Annotated in this window: 17 protein-coding genes; 9 read left to right on the forward strand and 8 right to left on the reverse strand. The window is 69.5% G+C overall.

Annotated features, from left to right (window positions below):
* Window positions 1-100: 100 nt before the first annotated feature.
* On the reverse strand, window positions 101-1,690 hold the full coding sequence (locus tag ABZY45_RS06025; RefSeq protein ID WP_356736655.1) for an adenosine deaminase: 1,590 nt from the start codon (window positions 1,688-1,690) through the stop codon (window positions 101-103).
* 81 nt (window positions 1,691-1,771) lie between these two features.
* Window positions 1,772-2,398: a histidine phosphatase family protein gene (locus tag ABZY45_RS06030; protein ID WP_356736657.1), complete on the reverse strand. Its 627-nt coding sequence runs from the start codon at window positions 2,396-2,398 to the stop codon at window positions 1,772-1,774.
* Window positions 2,399-2,612: 214 nt separating this feature from the next.
* Here ABZY45_RS06030 and ABZY45_RS06035 point away from each other — a divergent pair, with 214 nt between their 5' ends.
* From ABZY45_RS06035 to ABZY45_RS06055, 5 genes are all read left to right on the forward strand, one after another.
* Entirely contained in the window at window positions 2,613-2,996 is a 384-nt protein-coding gene (locus tag ABZY45_RS06035) for a hypothetical protein (protein WP_356736659.1), read from the forward strand.
* Window positions 2,997-3,004: 8 nt separating this feature from the next.
* Window positions 3,005-4,765 carry an alpha/beta hydrolase gene (locus ABZY45_RS06040; RefSeq protein WP_356736661.1) on the forward strand — a complete coding sequence of 587 codons (1,761 nt, stop codon included), beginning with the start codon at window positions 3,005-3,007 and terminating at the stop codon, window positions 4,763-4,765.
* A 673-nt stretch (window positions 4,766-5,438) separates the two neighbouring features.
* Complete coding sequence (locus ABZY45_RS06045) at window positions 5,439-6,428, forward strand: bifunctional lytic transglycosylase/C40 family peptidase (RefSeq protein WP_145804899.1); 990 nt, start codon at window positions 5,439-5,441, stop codon at window positions 6,426-6,428.
* Window positions 6,429-6,729: 301 nt separating this feature from the next.
* Complete coding sequence (locus ABZY45_RS06050) at window positions 6,730-7,461, forward strand: phosphatase PAP2 family protein (RefSeq protein ID WP_356736663.1); 732 nt, start codon at window positions 6,730-6,732, stop codon at window positions 7,459-7,461.
* 225 nt (window positions 7,462-7,686) lie between these two features.
* Window positions 7,687-10,686, forward strand: a complete 3,000-nt coding sequence (locus tag ABZY45_RS06055) for a tetratricopeptide repeat protein (protein ID WP_356736665.1) — start codon at window positions 7,687-7,689, stop codon at window positions 10,684-10,686.
* Between the two features lie 80 nt (window positions 10,687-10,766).
* Here the strand turns inward: ABZY45_RS06055 and ABZY45_RS06060 are convergent, their stop codons facing one another.
* A complete protein-coding gene (locus ABZY45_RS06060) occupies window positions 10,767-10,949 on the reverse strand; it encodes a hypothetical protein (RefSeq protein ID WP_356738799.1) in 183 nt (60 codons plus the stop codon).
* A gap of 151 nt (window positions 10,950-11,100) precedes the next feature.
* Here ABZY45_RS06060 and ABZY45_RS06065 point away from each other — a divergent pair, with 151 nt between their 5' ends.
* Together ABZY45_RS06065 and ABZY45_RS06070 are read left to right on the forward strand one after the other, a co-directional pair.
* Entirely contained in the window at window positions 11,101-11,976 is an 876-nt protein-coding gene (locus ABZY45_RS06065; protein ID WP_356736667.1) for a hypothetical protein, read from the forward strand.
* A gap of 109 nt (window positions 11,977-12,085) precedes the next feature.
* Window positions 12,086-12,328, forward strand: coding sequence for a hypothetical protein (locus tag ABZY45_RS06070; RefSeq protein WP_356736669.1), 243 nt, complete (start codon window positions 12,086-12,088; stop codon window positions 12,326-12,328).
* Between the two features lie 91 nt (window positions 12,329-12,419).
* Here the strand turns inward: ABZY45_RS06070 and ABZY45_RS06075 are convergent, their stop codons facing one another.
* Window positions 12,420-12,767 carry a metal-sensitive transcriptional regulator gene (locus ABZY45_RS06075; RefSeq protein ID WP_356736671.1) on the reverse strand — a complete coding sequence of 116 codons (348 nt, stop codon included), beginning with the start codon at window positions 12,765-12,767 and terminating at the stop codon, window positions 12,420-12,422.
* 221 nt (window positions 12,768-12,988) lie between these two features.
* Between ABZY45_RS06075 and ABZY45_RS06080 the strand changes: the two genes are divergently transcribed.
* Both ABZY45_RS06080 and ABZY45_RS06085 read left to right on the forward strand, forming a co-directional pair.
* The gene (locus tag ABZY45_RS06080; RefSeq protein WP_104787723.1) at window positions 12,989-13,609 is read left to right on the forward strand and encodes a DUF47 family protein; all 621 of its coding nucleotides are present in this window, start codon (window positions 12,989-12,991) and stop codon (window positions 13,607-13,609) included.
* Between the two features lie 5 nt (window positions 13,610-13,614).
* Window positions 13,615-14,613: an inorganic phosphate transporter gene (locus ABZY45_RS06085; RefSeq protein WP_356736674.1), complete on the forward strand. Its 999-nt coding sequence runs from the start codon at window positions 13,615-13,617 to the stop codon at window positions 14,611-14,613.
* A gap of 147 nt (window positions 14,614-14,760) precedes the next feature.
* Here ABZY45_RS06085 and pstB read toward each other — a convergent pair whose 3' ends face one another.
* From pstB to pstS, 4 genes are all read right to left on the reverse strand, one after another.
* Window positions 14,761-15,537 carry a phosphate ABC transporter ATP-binding protein PstB gene (pstB, locus tag ABZY45_RS06090; protein WP_145804685.1) on the reverse strand — a complete coding sequence of 259 codons (777 nt, stop codon included), beginning with the start codon at window positions 15,535-15,537 and terminating at the stop codon, window positions 14,761-14,763.
* A gap of 40 nt (window positions 15,538-15,577) precedes the next feature.
* Window positions 15,578-16,660 carry a phosphate ABC transporter permease PstA gene (pstA, locus tag ABZY45_RS06095; RefSeq protein WP_356736676.1) on the reverse strand — a complete coding sequence of 361 codons (1,083 nt, stop codon included), beginning with the start codon at window positions 16,658-16,660 and terminating at the stop codon, window positions 15,578-15,580.
* The gene (pstC, locus tag ABZY45_RS06100) at window positions 16,657-17,649 is read right to left on the reverse strand and encodes a phosphate ABC transporter permease subunit PstC (protein WP_356736678.1); all 993 of its coding nucleotides are present in this window, start codon (window positions 17,647-17,649) and stop codon (window positions 16,657-16,659) included. Before pstC ends, pstA begins: the two co-directional genes overlap by 4 nt.
* Before the next feature lie 129 nt (window positions 17,650-17,778).
* Window positions 17,779-18,912, reverse strand: coding sequence for a phosphate ABC transporter substrate-binding protein PstS (pstS, locus tag ABZY45_RS06105; RefSeq protein WP_356736680.1), 1,134 nt, complete (start codon window positions 18,910-18,912; stop codon window positions 17,779-17,781).
* Window positions 18,913-18,958 lie beyond the last annotated feature (46 nt).

An 18,958-nucleotide genomic window follows, 5' to 3' on the forward strand; every position in this document is an offset into this window, starting at 1 on the left:
GAGCTTCGTCACGGTGTCCGCTCGTCAGCCGGTCAGGCACCCGCCCGGTGTCCGTCGGCGGGGGCGCGGCCGACCGCGCCACGTCCCCGCGGGGAGGGGGTCAGCCGGTGTAGCGCGCCTCGAAGGCGCGGAAGGCCTGTTCCTGGCGCCATTCCAGGCGGGCCTTGGTGCTGTTCTCCAGCAGCCGGGCGCAGCGGGCCGACTGCGGTGCCTCGCATTCCTGGACGGGACGGAAGCCCTTGCGTACGGGGTCGGGACGCCACAGGCTGCGGCCCGGCAGGAAGGCGTACTCCAGGGACGCGCGGGCCAGGTCCTTCAGTTCGGGGTAGCCGAGTCCGTAGGTGCGGGCAGCGCGGTTGTACTCCTGGCCGATGTCACCGCGTGAGACACCCGGGTCGTCGGTGGACAGCACGACCGGGACGCCGTACTTCCGGTAGACCGGGAAGGGGTGCTCGGCACCCTCGACCTGGAGGATCTGCGCGTTGCTGGTGAGCGGCACCTCCACGGCGATCTGGCGGCGGGCCATGTCGCGTGCCAGGCGCCGCCAGTCGTCCTCGTGCACCAGGTCGACGCCGTGGCCGATGCGTTCGGCCTGGCCGGTGCGTACGGCGTCGTCGATGTGGAAGGTGAGGTCCTCGGGCTTGACCAGGCCGGGGACGAGTTCGCCGGCGTGCAGGGTGATGTGGGCGCGCGGATAGACGCCGTGCAGGTAGTTCAGCATGCGCATGTGCAGGCGGTAGTCCCGCAGGGAGATCTCGCCGTCCTCGGGCTGGACCAGGTTCACGGCCACGAAGCGCGGGTCCCGTTCGGCGAGCCTCAGGCCGAGCGCGATCTGCGTGAAGACGCGCTCCGGGGCGCTGTTACGGGAGACCTGGGAGATCCAGCGGTACGTGATCCGGCAGGCGGGCGCCGGCCGTGCACTCGCGCAGCGTGCGGTCTCGCGGAACTCCGTGCCCGCCGTGTCCGCCGAGCGGCCGGCCTCGGCGACCAGCTGGTCCAGCCTGCCGCCCGCGAGTAGCTTGCGGTGGAGGGCGGCCAGGTCCGCGTCCCAGCCGACGTCGTCCGCCAGCTTCTTGGCCCCGGTGGAGGCGGGGGTGACCATGGTTTCCAGGTACGACTGGTTCTGCGCCGCCGCGGTACCCGCCACATCGGCCAGCATCTTCCCGGTGTGCGAGGTCGCCGCCCCGAACTTCCCGAACGTGGCGAAGAAGTGGTCGTGCCCCGACTCGCCCTCCGGGAAGTCCTGCATCGACCACGCCCGGATGATCTCCTGCCGGAAGTCCGCGTCGGTGCGGGCGTCGGCGGCCGGCCGGGCGCCGCCGGCGCAGGGCGGCGCGACGGCGGTCATCGTGACGTCGATGCACAGCCCGTCATCGGCTGCGAGCTGGATGAGGTACTCGGTCCGTACCGCACCGGAGAGGTGATTGTGCAGGTCACCTCCCTTGGGCAGATCCCGGAAGAAGCGGGCCGTCGCGTCCGGATGGGCCTCCAGCCAGGCGGCGGTACGGGCCTCGGCGGCGGTCGTCGGCCGGGAGGCGGGCGGCGCGGCGGATGCGCCTCCCGCCGACGGGGTTCCCGCCGATGCGGCGGGCAGTGAGGTGGCGAGGGCGGTCGCGGCGAGTCCCGCGGCCGTCAGCAACCGGCGGGTACGCGATGAGCGGTGTACGGATTTCACGATCACGTCCTGCATGATCACGAGAACCGGGCCGGGTCACGCCGGGCCGCGTGGGTGGCGCCCCGTAAACCATCCGTCCGAGGGACAGTGACCGGCTCAGACGCGGAGTTCCGGCGGGAATCCGGTCCAGCGGAGCTCCGGGGGCAGGTGGCCCATGTCGTTGACCATGACCAGGGCCGCGGGTCTGCCAGGGGTGTACCGGATGACGGTGAGCGCGGCGTTCGCGTGGTTGAGACCGAGCCAGCGCCATGCGGGCGCGTCCAGGGCGTCCCGTACCAGCCACGCGGCCAGGAACGCGTGGGTGACGACAAGTTCGTGACGGGGCTCGTCGCCCTCCACGGGCCCGGTGAACCGCGCGAGGGCGGTGCGTGCCAGCTCCGGGCCGCGGGTGCGGTCTCCGTCCAGGGCCTGCTCGACGAAGGCGTTCAGCCGCTCGGCCGAGTCCTCCGGGAGCTCCTGCGGCCCAGGGACGTACGGGACGTAGTCACCGGCGGGCTCCTCGGCTCGCAGGGGTGTGCCCGGGCGCAGCCGCTCGTGGACCAGCCGGGCGGTCTGCGTGGCGCGGGGGAGCGGGCCGTGGTGGACGGCCGATATGGGCGTGTGCCGGAGCCGCTCGCCCAGCAGGGCCGCCTGGAGGCGTCCTCGCTCTGTCAGTTCGGTCTCGTCGGGCGAGGCCTCGGCGTGCCGGGCGACGTAGAGGTAGCGGGTGGCTGACGCGGTCATGGGACCTCTTTCTGCAGGTCGTACGGATGCCCGTGGGGACGGTGTGGCCCTGCGGCCGGTTCCGCGTCGCGCGTCGCGCGTTCGGGTGAAGTCCTGGCGCAGCGGTCCTTGCGGGGGCGGGGATCCCGCTGCCGGGGGCAGATGGGCCCGGCGTGTCGCGTACGCCTGGTTTGGCACAGTGCCGCTCCGTGATCGAGGAACGGGGTGAGCGGGGATGACCGTGGTGCGCAGGCTGAGTGATCTTGCGGGGCCATCGGATGGCGGTGACCGCGGGCAAGGGCTGAAGCACAGCGACGGCCCCTGGCTGCGGGCCGCCGGGGGCGCGGATGAGCTGGTGGTCCATCTGGCTCCGGTCCGCGGCGAGTTGGCTGCGGCGCACGAAGGCCTGCTGGCGGGCGCGGGCCGGCTGACGGCGCTCGCGGAGCTGGCGGCCGTACGGGAGTCCTGGGAGCGGCGCATCCAGGCCGCGCAGGGGGAGTGCGGGAGCCTCGCGGGCAAGCTGCGGGCCGTGGCGCGGGCCCAGGGCGCCACGAACGAGGCCGTGCGTTCGTCGTTCGCCCCGGCGGCGGCGCCCGCTCCGGACGGTGACGTGCGGTGAGGACCACCTTGAACTGGGCGCAGTTACGTGACCTGAAGTGCGCCGAACTGGAGGGCGCGGCGGACGGCTGGGGACGGTCGAGCAACCGGGCCGACGCCGCGCGGGACCGCATCGAGCAGCACCTGCTGACGGGCCTCCGCGATTCGCAGGAGGGCGAGGCGGCACAGGCGGCGGTCGCCCGGCTGCGGCAGCTGGGGCGGAACTTCCAGTACGTGTACACCGAGTGCGGGCTCGTCCGCACGACGCTGAACTCCCTGGCCCACGAGATGAAGGCCCAGCAGCGGGTGCTCACCGAGGCCCTGGAGGACGCGGCCACCCTGAAGTTCACCGTGCACCCGGACGGCTCGGTCACCTACCCGGCGGCGGGCGAAGGACTGGTCGACGGTTCGCCGCTGAAGGGCGGAACGGCATCGTCCGTGGCCGCCCGGATACTGGTGCCGCCCTCCGGCCTGACCGCGCCGAACCCCCACACCGCCAAGGCGCAGGACATCGCGGATCGGATCACCGGGGCGGTGCGCACGGCGGGCGAGATCGACTGGCGGTACGCGGGGATCCTGCGGCAGCTGAAGGCGGAGGAGGGCCTCAAGGTCCCCGATGCCACGTGGAAGGACGCCGCGGGCGATGCGGCTGCGGTCCGGGACGCGGCCCGCACGTACCTCAAGAACGCCATCCCGCACGACGCGACGCCTGCGGAGCGGCGCGACTGGTGGGCGGGGCTGACCCAGGAACAGCGCGAGGAGTACCTGGCGGTGTACCCGGACCAGATCGGAAACCTGGACGGAATCCCGGCACTGGTCCGGGACGCGGCCAACCGGGACAACCTGCAGCTGCTGATCGGCAAGCTGGAGGGGCGCGACGACGACAAGTCCATCACGCAGCTGGCGGGGTTGCGGGAGATCGACCGGCAGTTGGGGGCGGGGACGCAGCCGCCGATGTACCTGCTCGGCATCGGGGATGAGGGGAACGGGCGGGCCATCGTGTCGTACGGCAACCCTGACACTGCGAAGAATGTGGCGGCGTATGTGCCGGGGTTGGGGACGGCGCTTGACAGGGGGTTCGCCGAAGGCGATCTGAAGCGGGCGTGGGACACCGCCAAGGGCGCACATAAGTACGACCATTCCAGTGCTGCGATGGTATGGCTTGGATATGATGCGCCACAATTTCCAGACGGGCTCGACAGTGCTGACGTGATGGGCGACGAGCGGGCGGAAAATGGCGGTAGGGCCTTCACCTCATTCATGGGTGGGCTCGCAGCGACGAATTCTCATGATGACCCCCACATGACAGCCATTGGGCATTCCTACGGCTCGCGCACTGTCGGGGCTGCAACGCAACAGGGCGACGGAATCCCGGGGGTTGACGACATTATTCTCGTCGGTAGTCCGGGGGTGGGAGTCGATCGCGCGGACGAGCTAGGAGTGGGTAGAAGCCATGTCTTTGTAGGCGCAGCCGAGAATGATTTGGTGACAAAGTCACCTTCTAAATTGCAGGGAAACTTGACGGCAGTTGCCGGACCGGTTGGTTTTGTGGCTGGGAAACTACTCGATCGCGATGACGACGATGTGTGGTTCGGGAAAGACCCTGCGAGTGAGGCATTCGGTGCCCGGCGCTTCCACGCGCACGAGGGCCCCTCGTTGCTGGAAGGCGGCTTCGATGCGCACTCGCAGTACTTCGATGCTAGGCCGGAACGCGATAACGCGTCGGCAGACAACATTGCGATGGTTGTTGCGGGGCATGGAAATAGAGTTAGGACGGAGAATCCGCGATGAGGCTCAGGGGTTGGCGCGTAGCGGCTGTCTTCATGGCCTGTGGGGCGCTCATTGGCTGTATGGGCGACAGTGCATCGAACAAGGATGAACGAGAGGCTCGCGTGGACATGCAAGCTGCGGCAAACCGTGCAGACCAGATTCTCGATTCTGTGCTCGAGGAGGTTCGGCCTGCCATGGAATGGGCGCACGGGCCTACCAGTACAGGCGCCTGTGATGTTTCCCGTATGCGTGCAGTGATGACTATCATTGCGGCTGAGCGACGTGGAAACGTTCTTGGTCTGGTGGAACGATTTTGGCGGCAGAGTGACTATCGAATTAAGGCGGTTAACGCGGATTCCGAATTCCCGGCAATCTATGCTGAGACCAGGGATGGTTTCGGAGTAAGTCTGAGCTTCGGTGGCGAAGGGCAGGCCTTCTTCGAGGCTGACAGTCCCTGCGTGGACAAGTCCGAGGTCGCTGAGCCAACCACACAGCCAAACGGTCCGACGTACGAGGGCGTCTACCCCATCCCCCGCCCCAACATCCGCTCGCCCTTCTGGTCCGCCGGCGCCCCCTGACCCCCCCGCAGCCGCCCCTGACGCCCCCTCATGCCTCCATCCACCCGTACACACCAGCGAATCGCATCGTGAACCGCGCCCGAATGGGGGATGGTTGGGGTGTGCGGAAATACTGGGTGTTCGTCGGCGGTGGGATCGGGCTGGGCCTGTGCTTCATCGCCCTGCTCCTCGTCGGTACGTACTCCGCCGCCGCCGGGATCGCCGGGGCGAGTGGGGCCGTCGGGCTGGCCAAGGGGGCTGTGCCCGCGCGGTACCAGCCGTTGGTCGAGAAGTGGGGCAACCTGTGCCCGGCCATCAACCCGGCGCTCCTGGCCGCCCAGTTGTACCAGGAGAGCGGCTGGAACCCGCGCGCCCAGAGTCACGCGGCCGCGCAGGGCATCGCGCAGTTCATCCCCGGGACCTGGGCGTCGCACGGCATCGACGGGGACAACGACGGCGACCGGGACGTGTGGGATCCGGCCGACGCCATTCCGTCTGCCGCCTCGTACGACTGCGAACTCGCCGGGTACGTCAAGAAGGTGCCCGGCGACCCGACCGACAACATGCTCGCCGCGTACAACGCCGGTGCCTACCGGGTGATCCGGGCCGGTGGGGTGCCCGCGATCAGTGAGACGCAGAATTACGTCAAGATCATCCGTTCCCTGGAGAAGAGCTTCGCCAAGCCGGTCGGCCGGGTGCAGCCCTCGCAGCAGGCGGCCGGAGCCATCTACTTCGCGCAGAAGAAGCTCGGTACTCCGTACCTCTGGGGCGGGAACGGGACCGCCGCTCAGGGCGGGCGGTTCGACTGTTCCGGGCTGACGCAGGCCGCGTACCGGACGGTGGACATCGAGCTGCCCCGCGTGGCCAACGACCAGTACAACGCCGGTCCGCACCCCTCGCGGGACGAGCTGCTCCCCGGTGACCTGGTGTTCTTCTCGGACGACCTGAACAACTCGCGGGCCATCCGGCACGTGGGGCTCTACGTCGGCGGCGGGTACATGATCAACGCCCCCTACACCGGTGCGGTGATCCGCTTCGACAAGATCGACACCCCTGACTACTTCGGTGCGACCCGCGTCACCAAGGACGGTGCCGCAGCGCTTCCGACCGCGCTTCCGGAGAGCTGACGGTCAGTCGGCGATGGCCGGAACTCTCCGTGAAGCCTGGGCCCTGAGCTGCGACGATGAGTCACTCTTCGATAACGTCATGGTGATCATTCGGTGGAGACCGGAACGTACGCAGCGCGAAGGCCGTTCCCTGGACTGGGACAGCCTGCGCTGGTGACCGAGCGTGACTGCCCGGACCAGTCGGGCGTGACGGCATGATGGCGTCGCGCGGTACTGAATCCGCACCGACCACGGGGGTCAGACCAAGGCGACGTACGCCGTTGTGCGTCGCAGCAGAAGACAAGGCAAGGGGCCGCGGCAGATGGCTGGACTCGCACTCGATGGGTCGAACCCCGACGTCAGCCTGCTCTACGACATCAATGGGCTGGCGAAGGCCGCTCCGACCTGGTTCGACCGGGTCATGGAGTTCGTCGGGGAGTTCGGGATCATGCTCGGCCTGGTCCTGGTGTGCCTGTGGTGCTGGTGGAGCGTGCGCAGGCGTGGGACGCCGGAGGACTCGGTGACCGCCGTTGCCGGGCTCGTGTGGGCGCCACTGGCCGCCGGGATCGCGCTGCTCATCAACATCCCCATCCGGGGCTTCGTGGAGAGGCCGCGCCCGTTCTTCGACCACAAGGGACTGGAGGTCCTGGTCGCCGGGAAGACGGACTACTCCTTCGTGAGCGATCACGCCACGATGGCAATGGCCATCGCGGTCGGGCTCTTCGTGGCCGACAAGAAGTTCGGTCTGGCGGCGATCGCGCTGGCCCTCCTGGAGGGTCTCTGCCGTGTCTACATGGGTGTGCACTACCCGACCGACGTGATCGGCGGCTTCGCGCTCGGCACGGCCGTGGCGCTGCTGCTCGCCCCGCTCGCGATGATGATGCTGACGCCGCTGGTGGGGGCCGTGGCCCGCGCCGGTACCGTCGGCCGGCTCGTACGCTCGCGCCGGGCGGGTGCCGTCGCCGACGGACGTGACGAGACGCGAGGGATCCCCGAGCCGCGCCCGGGTGCCGGCCGTGGCGGTGCGCCGGGCGAGAAGGATCTGGCCGCGTAGGCGGCGGCCGGCAGGACGTGCGTGAGGGGGTGTCCCGTACGGGGCACCCCCTCACGCATGCGGGGGCAGCACCGTCTCCTGGCCGACTTGGATCGGGCCGTACCCGAAGCCCCGCTGACGGGGCATCATGGCCGCATCGTGGCGTGGCATCCGGGGGAGGCACATGTGGCTGGGCGGCGGCCGACACGGCAGGAAGTAAACCGGCGGCGGGAGCGTACGGGGTTCGTGGGGCGCCGCGGAGAGCTGGCGGTCTTCCGGGAGACGTTCGCCCGCGATCCGGAGGAACCCGACTTCCCGTTCCTCTTCCACGTACGGGGCAACGGCGGCGTGGGCAAGTCGACCCTCGTGCGCCAGTGGGAGAACATGGCCCGCGAACAGCCGTCCGTGGTCACGGCGTTCGTGGACGACGACGTGCACGACCCGATCGAGGCCATGGAGGCGGTCAGCGCAAGGCTCGCGCAGCAGGGCCACCCGCTGAAGAAGTTCGACAAGCAGCTCGCGGTCTACCGGCAGCGCCGGCATCAGGCCGAGAGCACGGCGCCCGCCCCGCAGCCCGGCCCCGGGGGCGAACAGCCGGCGCCGACGCCGGTGGCTTCGGCGTCGAGCACGGTGGCCGCGCAGGTGGGCCTGGCCGGCCTGGGCATGCTGCCCGGGGTCGGGGCGTTCGTCGGCGCGGTCGATCCGCAGCAGGTCGCGTTGGGCGCGGACCGGGTGCGCTCGGCTCTGAACATGCGGCTGCGCAGCCATGACGACGTGCAGCTGGTGATGAATCCGGTGGCCGCACTGGCTCCGTTCTTCCTGGACGACCTGGCCGATGCCGCGGAGCGGTGCGAACGGGTCGTGCTGTTCTTCGACGTGTACGAGCGGACCGGGCCCGTGCTCGACGTGTGGCTGCACGACATCACCTTCGGCGAGGAGCACGGGAACCTGCCGGTCAACGTGCAGGTGGTGCTCTCGGGGCAGCTGCGTCTGGACGCCCGGGCCTGGGGCGATCGGCTGGGCCAGGTCACCGAGGTGTGCCTCGAGGTGTTCACCGAGGAGGAGGCCCGCACGCTGCTCGCCACCCACGGGGTCACCGACGAGCCCAGCGTCGAGCTGGTCCTGCGGCTCTCGGGGCGCCTGCCGCTCCTGGTCGACATGCTGGCCCGTAGCGACGCGAGCGCCGCGGGCGGCATCGGGGATCCGTCGGAGACGGCCGTCGAGAGGTTCCTGAAGTGGGAACCGGATGCCGGGCGGCGTGAGGCGGCGCTGGCGTGCGCGCTTCCGTTGCAGCTCAACGAGGACGTCTACCGTGCCGCTGTGCCGGAGGAGGCCGCCGAGGGTTATCCCTGGCTGCGTGCGCTGGCGTTCGTCTCCACCCAGGCGGGAAGGTGCCGCTACCACGACGTGGTCCGGGCGGCGATGCTCCGCCTGCAGAGGACACAGTCGCCCACCCGCTGGCAGCGGGCGCACCTCGGCCTCGCCGAGCTGTTCCGGCAGTGGCGCGAGGGCGTCGAGGCCGGGATCGGGCCGGATGCGGACAGGCACTGGGAGGACGCGACCTGGCGGGAGCACCGGCTCAACGAGACGTACCACCGGCTGTGTGCCGATCCCCGTGCGGCGTTGCCCGAGGCGCTGTACGGGGCGGTTCACGCCATCGACCACGACGTCGCGACGCTGCGCCGCTGGGCCCAGATCCTGGGTCAGGCCGGGCAGGACACCGGGGCGCCGGCGCTCGGTTCCTGGGGCCACCGCCTGGAGGCCGCGGCGGAGCAGGACGGAACAGGCGCGGCGGTGCTGACCGTTCTGCTGACCGCCCCCGAACTCAGCTCGCCCGGGCGGGCCTTGGCCCATACGGTCAGGGCGAGGGAGTACCGGGTCGCGGGCGATCACGAACGCGCCCTCGCGGATTACGCGGTGGCCATCGGTATCGATCCGGACGCCTCACGCCCGTACGCGGGCCGGGGGGAGACGTACCGGGTCATGGGCCGCTTCGAGGACGCGGTCACCGCGTGCACCCGTGCGGTGGAGATCGACCCGCGCGACGAGTGGGCCTTCGGCAGTCGCGGGGACGCCTACCGCGGCCTCGGCCGCTACGACGAGGCCTTCGCGGACTTCGCCCGCGCCATCGAGCTCGACCCGCAGTACGCGTGGGCCTTCGGCAGCCGTGCCCAGGTGTACGAGGCCCTGGGCCGCCCCGATGACGCCGTGGCCGACTACACCCGGGCCATCGGCCTCGATCCGCAGTACGCGTGGGCCTTCGGGAGCCGGGCGTACGTCCACCAGACCTCGGGCCGCCTCACCGAGGCACTCGCCGACTACACCGCGGCGATCGACATCGATCCGCAGTACGAGTGGGCCGTCGCCAGCCGCGCGCGGGTCCACCACCTCATGGGGTGTCACGAGGACGCTCTCGCCGACTTCGCCCGTGCCCTCGAACTCGATCCGGACTACGCGTGGGCGGTGGCGAGCCGGGCGGACACGTACGTGGCGATGGGCAGGTACGAGGAGGCGCTGGCCGACTGTTCCCGGGCCATCGAGATCAACCCGCGGTACGAGTGGGCGCTCACCAGCCGTGGCGAGCTGTACCGGGCCCTGGGCAGGCACGAGGAGGCGCTGGCCGACTACTCCCGGGCCATCGAGCTCGACCCCGCGTACGACTGGGCCCTCACCTGTCGCGGCCTGTTGTACCGCCTGCTTGGCAGGGACGAGGAGGCGGTGGCGGACTGCACGCGGGTGGTCGAGATCTCCCCTCCCTCGCTGGAGCTCGTCGCCGTACGCGCGGAGATGAACCGGGGTCTGGGCAGGTACGAGGACGCGTTGGCCGACTACGGCCTGGCTCTGGACGACGACGAGCAGGCCGCGTGGCTGCTCGCCGGCCGTGCGCAGCTGTATCTGTGCCTGGGCCGTCACGAGGAGGCGGTCGCCGATTGCGTCAGGGCTGTCCGGATCCACCCCGAGGCGGGATGGTTCGCGGCGCTGTACGCCTTCTCCCTGCGCCTGGCCGGGGAGGAACAGGACGCGGAAGCGCACTTCCGGCGCGCGATCGGGCTGCTTTCGGCCGAGGCGGACGGTGGGACCACGGAGGAGATGTCCGAGCTCTACGGGGTCAGGAGCCCGCTGGACGACCTCGGGATCCTGCGTGACGTCCTGCGCTCCGCGGACCCGGGTGCCGAACCTCTGGTGCGCGAGCTGGAGGAGGCGCTGAGGGCCGTGGACGCCCAGGTGGACGCACAGGGGGCGTGAAACGGCCACCAGCTCTCCCAGGCCCCACTGGCCCCTGCCAACCCCATCGGCCCGCCAGGCCACCGTGCCCAGGCCGTGGCTCAGCGGTCCGGGGCCGCGCTGTGTTCCTCGGCGTCGGTGCGGGCGCGGTCGCGAGAGCGCCGGGCCGGGCCGGACCACCCGCAGGCGCAGCGCGCGATACAGAACGAGCCCCGCTCGACGGTCGTGGTGCTGTGTGCCGGAGACGGGCTGTGGACGGGGAGGTCCATGGGGTCCTGATACACGCCTACACGGTACTGGGCCCGTGCGCGGGCGGTCGGGTGTGGGCCGATCGGCTTCCCCTCAGCCCCCTGTGGCGTGACGGCGCGCGTCGGCCGTCGTTAGGCGAGACGGGCGGGAACTCGGTCAGGTGTACGTCGTAGGGGTTGGCAGGCGATGGTGGCGCGACAGCACAGGTGCGGACGCGGGGCACTGGCTGTGTGCGCCCTGGCCGTCGCCGGCGTGATGACGGCGGGTACGGGATGCTCCGGCGCGGGCGGCGGTGCCGGTGAGCGGGCGGTGGCCCGCGAGGGCCCGGCCGGCTCCCCGGCGTCCGTGGTGCGGGGAGCCGCCCAGGCGCTGGCCGGAGCGGGCAGCGCCGAGACGCGGACATCGATGGAGACGGCCTCCGGCGGGACCCGGGTCACGATCCGGGGCGAGGGGACGTACGACTTCCGCAGGCAGCTCGGCCGGATCAGGGTCGTCCTGCCCAAGGACGCGGCCGGGGCCGACGGGCACCGGCCGATTACGGAGCTGCTGGCGCCCGGGGCGCTGTACATGAAGAACCGCGGTGCCGGGGTGCCCGACGACAAGTGGGTGCGGATCGACACGACGACCCTGGAGGACGGCAATCTGGTCACCGGGGGTGTGACCGACCCGACGGCCGCCGCCGAGTTGCTGCGCGGCGCGGGCGAGGTGTCGTACGTGGGAAGGACGGAACTGGCCGGGGTGCCGGTCCGGCACTACCGGGGGACGGCGGACATCGGCCGGGCGGCGCGAGCCGCGTCACCGTCCTCGCGGGCGACGCTGACCGCTGCGGCGAAAGGGTTCAGCACGGACGCCGTGCCCTTCGAGGCGTATCTGGACGACGAGGGTCTGCTGCGCAAGGTCCGCCACCGTTTCACCTTCGCGACCGAGGGGCCCGGGGTGGCGGTGGTGTCGACGCTGCTGCTCTACGGCTTCGGGGTGCCGGTCTCCGTGGCGCTGCCGCCCGAGGGCGACCTCTACACGGGGCGGGTGCAGCAGGGGCGCGGTGGCCCGGAAACGCCGTAGGGGGGGAGGCCGAAATGGTCCGTCCGTGCCATGCGCGGTGCGTACCGCGCTCCCTACGCTAGGGAGTCGGTGCGCCAGGAGTCGGCGACAGCAGAGAGAGGTGACGCAGGTGGTGACGCTCAGCGCTCCGAACGTTCAGGACTGTGTGGCCCTCGCCGAGATCGAGCTGTGCGGCGAGCTCATGATCGCGGCAGCGGACGCGATCGAGGACCGGCTCAGTTCGGACCGTATCGATGAGGTGCTCAACGTCAGAGCCGACGCGCTCGATGCCACGGACGACCTGCTCGACGTCGGGACGGATGCGGCCGAGCCGGCGCCGACGATTCCGCGCCAGGCCCGACACCGGGGGTGATCCACTTCCGGCGATGCCCGGCCGCACCCGTCACCGGGAGCCGGAACCGGAGGCGAACCGGTGAGCTTCGTCTCTCCGACCCCCACCGCCCTCAGGTGCGCAGGAGGCGGGCGATCGCCTTCGTGGCCTCCTCGACCTTCGCGTCGATCTCGTCGCCGCCCTTGACGGCGGCGTCCGCGACGCAGTGGCGCAGATGCTCCTCCAGCAGCTGCAGCGCGAAGGACTGAAGGGCCTTCGTGGAGGCCGAGACCTGGGTGAGTATGTCGATGCAGTAGACGTCCTCGTCCACCATCCGCTGCAGGCCGCGGATCTGGCCCTCGATGCGGCGCAGGCGCTTGAGGTGCTCGTCCTTCTGGTGGTGGTAGCCGTGGATGCCGCGGTCGTGGTCGGTGACGACCGCATCCGTACCGGCCGGCTCGGTGGCCTCGGTGGTGGTCATGGAGTCCTCCCGTTGTCCTCTTGGCCTGCGGTGAGCGTGCCGTTCTGTGCCGCCTGTATACCCCTGCCGGGTATATCGTAACGAATCCAGCCGAAACGTGACCGGGGGTCCGTGCTGATCACTGTGCCTGATGCGCGACACTGAAGAATGCCGGTTAGCCGTGGCCGGATGATGCGCCTAGCATCAGCCTGACCGAATCCAAAGCACCCCGAGGACCCCACGTGCGCTTTCGTCTGACCCCCAGGGAGACGAGCTTCTACGACATGTTTTCCGCGTCCGCGGACAACATCGTCACGGGCTCGAAACTCCTGATGGAACTGCTCGGGGCGGATTCTGCCTCCCGAGTCGAGATCGCGGAGCGTATGCGGGCAGCGGAGCACGCGGGGGACGATGCCACCCACGCGATCTTCCACCAGCTGAACTCCTCCTTCATCACGCCGTTCGACCGCGAGGACATCTACAATCTCGCGTCGTCGCTCGACGACATCATGGACTTCATGGAGGAGGCCGTCGACCTGGTCGTGCTGTACCAGATCGACGAACTCCCGAAGGGTGTCGAGCAGCAGATCGAGGTGCTGGCCAGGGCGGCGGAACTGACCGCCGAAGCCATGCCGAGTCTGCGGACCATGGACAACCTCACCGAGTACTGGATCGAGGTCAACCGTCTGGAGAACCAGGCCGACCAGATCCACCGCAAGCTGCTGGCCCAGCTCTTCAACGGCAAGTACGACGCCATGGACGTGCTGAAGCTCAAGCAGATCGTGGATGTGCTGGAAGAGGCGGCTGACGCGTTCGAGCACGTCGCCAACACCGTGGAGACCATCGCGGTCAAGGAGTCCTGAACCTCGTGGACACCTTTGCGCTGGTCGTGACCATCGGGGTCGCGCTCGGCTTCACGTATACGAACGGCTTCCACGACTCGGCGAACGCCATCGCCACCTCGGTCTCCACCCGGGCGCTGACCCCGCGTGCGGCTCTGGCGATGGCTGCCGTGATGAACCTCGCGGGCGCCTTCCTGGGCCAGGGGGTCGCCAAGACCGTCAGCGAAGGCCTGATCGCCACGCCCGAGGGCCAGAAGGGGATGGGCATCCTCTTCGCGGCGCTGGTCGGCGCGATCATCTGGAACCTGGTCACCTGGTACTACGGCCTGCCGTCCTCCTCCTCGCACGCCCTGTTCGGCGGCATGGTCGGCGCGGCTCTGGCCGGCGGGACGATGGTGCACTGGGACGGCGTGCTCTCGAAGATCGTCATCCCGATGTTCCTGTCGCCGGTCATCGGCCTGGTCGTCGGCTATCTGGTGATGGTCGGGATCATGTGGATATTCCGGAAGACCAACCCTCACAAGGCCAAGCGCGGCTTCCGTATCGCGCAGACCGTCTCGGCGGCGGGTATGGCGCTGGGGCACGGTCTTCAGGACGCCCAGAAGACGATGGGCATTGTGGTGATGGCCCTGGTCATCGCCGATGTCGAGGGTCCGAACGACGAGATCCCGGTCTGGGTGAAGATCGCCTGCGCGACGATGCTGTCCCTCGGGACGTACGCGGGCGGGTGGCGCATCATGCGGACCCTCGGCCGCAAGATCATCGAGCTGGACCCGCCGCAGGGGTTCGCGGCCGAGACGACCGGCGCCTCGATCATGTTCGGCTCGGCGTTCCTCTTCCACGCCCCGATCTCCACGACTCACGTGATCACCTCGGCGATCATGGGTGTCGGCGCGACGAAGCGGGTGAACGCCGTGCGGTGGGGGGTCGCCAAGAACATCATCCTGGGGTGGTTCATCACGATGCCCGCGGCGGCCCTGGTGGCCGCGGCGAGCTATGGGATCGTCGTGCTGCTCTTCGGCTGACCGCCGGTCCGGGATGCCCGGTCCATGCGTCCGGATCCGATGGCGACAGTCCGGGAATGGGTCCGCCCCTGCTCTCCACCGGAGAGCGGGGGCGGACCCTTTGCCTTGTGGTGGCACCGCCATGCAGCACCCCAAGGCCGTCTGTGGTTATCCGAAGCGGCCCGAGATGTAGTCCTCGGTCGCCTGCACGGACGGGTTGGAGAAGATCCGCTCCGTCTCGTCGATCTCGATCAGCCGGCCGGGCTTGCCGACCGCCGCGAGGTTGAAGAACGCCGTACGGTCCGAGACACGTGCCGCCTGCTGCATGTTGTGCGTCACGATGACGATCGTGAAGCGCTCCTTGAGCTCGCCGATCAGGTCCTCGATGGCGAGGGTCGAGATCGGGTCGAGCGCCGAGCACGGCTCGTCCATCAGCAGGACCTCGGGCTCGACCGCGATGGCGCGGGCGATGCACAGGCGCTGCTGCTGGCCGCCGGAGAGACCGGAGCCGGGCTTGTTGAGGCGGTCCTTGACCTCGTTCCAGAGGTTGGCGCCGCGGAGGGACTTCTCGACGATGTCCGACAGCTGGTTCTTCCGGTACGAGCCGTTCAGGCGCAGTCCCGCCGCGACGTTGTCGAAGATCGACATCGTGGGGAAGGGGTTCGGACGCTGGAAGACCATGCCGACCGTGCGGCGCACGGTCACGGGGTCGACCCCGGTGCCGTAGAGGTTCTCGTCGTCCAGCAGCACCTTGCCCTCGACGCGGCCACCGGGGGTGACCTCGTGCATGCGGTTCAGGGTGCGCAGGAAGGTGGACTTGCCGCAGCCGGACGGGCCGATGAAGGCGGTCACCGAGCGGGGTTCGACGGTCATCGAGATGTCCTCGATGGCCTTGTGGGAGCCGTAGTAGGCGGTGAGCCCGCCGACGTCGATGCGCTTGGCCATGTGAATCACTGCTTCTTTCGGGAGGTCGCTGATGGCCGCGTCAGCGACCGGACTTCGGGGCCTTCCAGCGGGCGATGCCGCGGGCCACGAGATTGAGGATCATGACGAAGGCGATCAGGACCAGGGCGGCGGCCCAGGCACGGTCGTAGGAGGCTGCCTCACCGATCTTGTACTGCTCGTAGATGTAGAAGGGCAGCGACGACTGGGCGCCTTCGAAGGGGTTCGTGTTGATCAGCTGGCTGCCGAAGACCAGCAGGATGATCGGCGCGGTCTCACCGGCGATACGGGCGATGGCGAGCATGACGCCCGTCGTGATGCCGCCGATCGCGGTCGGCAGGACCACCTTCAGGATCGTGCGCCACTTGGGGATGCCCAGGGCGAGGGAGGCCTCGCGGAGCTCGTTGGGGACGAGCTTGAGCATCTCCTCGGTGGAGCGGACCACGACCGGGATCATCAGGATGGTCAGGGCCAGCGCGCCCATCAGGCCGGAGGGCTCGATCGACGCGATCAGCATGATCGACAGGATGAAGAGACCGGCCACGATGGACGGGATACCCGTCATCACGTCGACGAAGAAGGTGACGGCGCGGGCGAGCGCGCCCTTGCCGTACTCGACCAGGTAGACGGCGGTCAGCAGGCCGAGCGGGGCGGAGATCACCGTGGCGATCCCGACCTGCTCCAGGGTGCCGATCAGCGCGTGGTAGACGCCGCCGCTGGCCTCGGAGCCGAGGACTCCGGCCATCGAGTGGGTGAGGAAGTAGCCGTCCAGCCGCTCGGAGCCGCGGCTGATCGTCGTCCAGAGCAGCGAGGCGAGGGGGACGACGGCGACCAGGAAGCACACCCAGACGATGCTGGTGGCGAGGCGGTCCTTGGCCTGGCGCTGGTTCTCGACGACGGTGGTCGCGACGTACGAGATGATCACGAACAGGAGGGCCGAGATCAGGCCCCACTGGATGCGGCTCTGCCAGCCCGCGGCCAGGCTCGTGCCGACGCCGAGCGCGATCGCGACCGCGGCGAAGCCGAGGGGTGCCCAGCGCGGGAGCGACCGGCTGCTGAGGCTGGACTTCACGCCGGTGGGGACGGGCGTGGGCCGGTCCTGCACGGTGGTGGGTGCGTGACTCATGCGTTGGCCCCCGAGTACTCCTTGCGGCGGGCGATGATGAGCCGGGCCGCGCCGTTGACCAGCAGGGTGAGGACGAAGAGGACGAGGCCCGAGGCGATCAGGGCGTCACGTCCGAAGGCGTCCGCCTCGCCGAACTTCGCGGCGATGTTCTGGGCGAAGGTGCCTCCGCCCGGGTTGAGCACGTGCAGCGAGATGAGGAAGCTCGGCGACAGCACCGTGGCGACGGCCATCGTCTCGCCGAGCGCGCGGCCCAGGCCGAGCATCGAGGCGGAGATGATGCCGGAGCGGCCGAACGGCAGTACCGAGAGGCGGATGACCTCCCAGCGGGTGGCGCCGAGGGCGAGCGCCGCTTCCTCGTTCATCTTCGGGACCTGGAGGAAGACCTCGCGGCTGACACTGGTCACGATCGGGAGAATCATGATCGCGAGCAGGATGCCGACGGTGAAGAGCGAACGCGCGACACCGATCTCGGTCTTCTCGAAGATGTAGGTCCAGCCGAAGAACTGGTCGAGCCAGAGGTTCAGGCCCTCCAGGTACGGCACGAGGACGAGGGCGCCCCAGATGCCGTAGACGATGCTGGGTACGGCGGCGAGCAGGTCGATGACGTAGGCCAGCGGTGCGGCCAGCCTGCGCGGCGCGTAGTGCGAGATGAAGAGGGCGATGCCGACAGCGATCGGGACCGCGATGACCATCGCGATGATCGAGCTGACGACGGTGCCGAAGAGCAGGACCGCGATACCGAACACCGGCGGGTCGCCGGCCGGGTTCCAGTCGAAGGTGGTGAGGAAGTTGCCCTCGTCCTTCGAGATGGCCAGTGCGGCCCGGTAGCTGAGGAACACGGCGATCGACGCCATGAGCGCGAGCAGCAGAATGCCCGAACCCCGCGAGAGGCTCAGGAAGATCTTGTCGCCCGCGCGCCCGCTGGAGCCGGGGCGCTGTCGTTGGACCGGCGGGGCCGGTGGGATGTCAATGGGAGTGGTGGAAGCCATGATCTTTCCGGTCTGTGTGGGGGAGCCGCGGGCTCCCCTGGCGGCGGTGCACCGGATGGGGCTGGCGGCCGGGGCGGTCCGGAGGGGTGTTCCGGACCGCCCCCGCCCTGTGTGTCGTGCGATCAGTGGTTACGAGAGGCCGCTGATGGTCTCGCGGACCTTGGCGTTGATCTCGGCCGGGATCGGGGCGTAACCGGCGTCCGTCAGGACCTTCTGGCCCTCGTCGGAGGCGGTGTAGGTGAGGAAGGACTTGACCGTGCCGAGGGTCTCGGCCTTGTTGCCGGAGTCGCAGACGACCTCGTACGTCACCAGGACGATCGGGTAGGCACCCTCGGCCTTGGTGGTGTAGTCGAGGTCGAGCGCCAGGTCCTTGCCGGTGCCCTTGACCTTGGCGGCGGCGATGGCCTTGGAGGCGTTCTCCGAGGTGGCCTTCACCGGGGCGGCGCCACCGGTGTTGATGTCCACCGTGGTGATGTCCTGGGAGGCGGCGTAGGAGAGCTCGAAGTAACCGATCGAGCCGTCTACGGCCTTGACCTGGGAGGCGACACCGGAGGAGCCGGACGCGGCCTGGCCACCGGGGGCGGGCCACTTCTTCTCGGCCTCGTACTTCCAGTCGCTCGGCGCCGCGGCGTTCAGGTACTTGCCGAGGTTCTGCGTGGTGCCGGAGTCCTCGGAGCGGTGGAAGGCCTGGATGGCCTTGTCCGGGAGCTTGACGCCCTCGTTGAGCTTGGCGATCGCCGGGTCGTTCCACTTCTTGATCTTCGAGTCGAAGATCTTGGCGAGGGTGGGGGCGTCCAGGGTCAGGCTGTCGACACCCTCGACGTGGAAGCCGATCGCGATCGGGCCGCCGACCATCGGGAGGTTGATGCCCTGGCCGGTCTTGCAGATCTTCTTGGAGTCCGCGACCTCTTCGGGCTTCAGGGCCGAGTCGGAGCCGGCGAAGCCCACGGTGCCCTGGTTGAAGGCGACGATGCCCTCGCCGGAGGACGAGGAGTTGTAGTTGATCTCCACGCCGGAGCAGGCGGCCATGTAGTTCTTGACCCAGAGGTCCATCGCGTTCTTCTGGGCGCTGGACCCGGAGGCGCGAAGCTGGCCCTCGGCGCCGTCACACTTGACGTCCGACGCCGCGGCGCTCGTCTTGCCGCCCTCGGTCTCGGTGCCGGTGTTGTCGTCCGAACCGCACGCCGTGAGGACCAGGGCGCCGGAGACGGCGAGGGCACCGAGCGCGGTGGCACGAAGCCGGTTCTTGCGCTGAAGCTTCACTTTCGGGGTGTTCCTTCCAGGAGCCGCCGCGGTGGTTTGGTTCGTG

Origin of the sequence: Streptomyces sp. NPDC006516, from assembly GCF_040611875.1 — a bacterium.
GTDB lineage: Bacteria > Actinomycetota > Actinomycetes > Streptomycetales > Streptomycetaceae > Streptomyces.

Bases quoted from the DNA above. Each gene is read 5' to 3' on its own strand.
- ABZY45_RS06025 (WP_356736655.1), bottom strand. From the start codon at position 1,690: ATGCAGGACGTGATCGTGAAATCCGTACACCGCTCATCGCGTACCCGC.
- ABZY45_RS06030 (WP_356736657.1), bottom strand. From the start codon at position 2,398: ATGACCGCGTCAGCCACCCGCTACCTCTACGTCGCCCGGCACGCCGAG.
- ABZY45_RS06035 (WP_356736659.1), top strand. From the start codon at position 2,613: ATGACCGTGGTGCGCAGGCTGAGTGATCTTGCGGGGCCATCGGATGGC.
- ABZY45_RS06050 (WP_356736663.1), top strand. From the start codon at position 6,730: ATGGCTGGACTCGCACTCGATGGGTCGAACCCCGACGTCAGCCTGCTC.
- ABZY45_RS06065 (WP_356736667.1), top strand. From the start codon at position 11,101: ATGGTGGCGCGACAGCACAGGTGCGGACGCGGGGCACTGGCTGTGTGC.
- ABZY45_RS06075 (WP_356736671.1), bottom strand. From the start codon at position 12,767: ATGACCACCACCGAGGCCACCGAGCCGGCCGGTACGGATGCGGTCGTC.
- pstB (WP_145804685.1), bottom strand. From the start codon at position 15,537: ATGGCCAAGCGCATCGACGTCGGCGGGCTCACCGCCTACTACGGCTCC.
- pstA (WP_356736676.1), bottom strand. From the start codon at position 16,660: ATGAGTCACGCACCCACCACCGTGCAGGACCGGCCCACGCCCGTCCCC.
- pstC (WP_356736678.1), bottom strand. From the start codon at position 17,649: ATGGCTTCCACCACTCCCATTGACATCCCACCGGCCCCGCCGGTCCAA.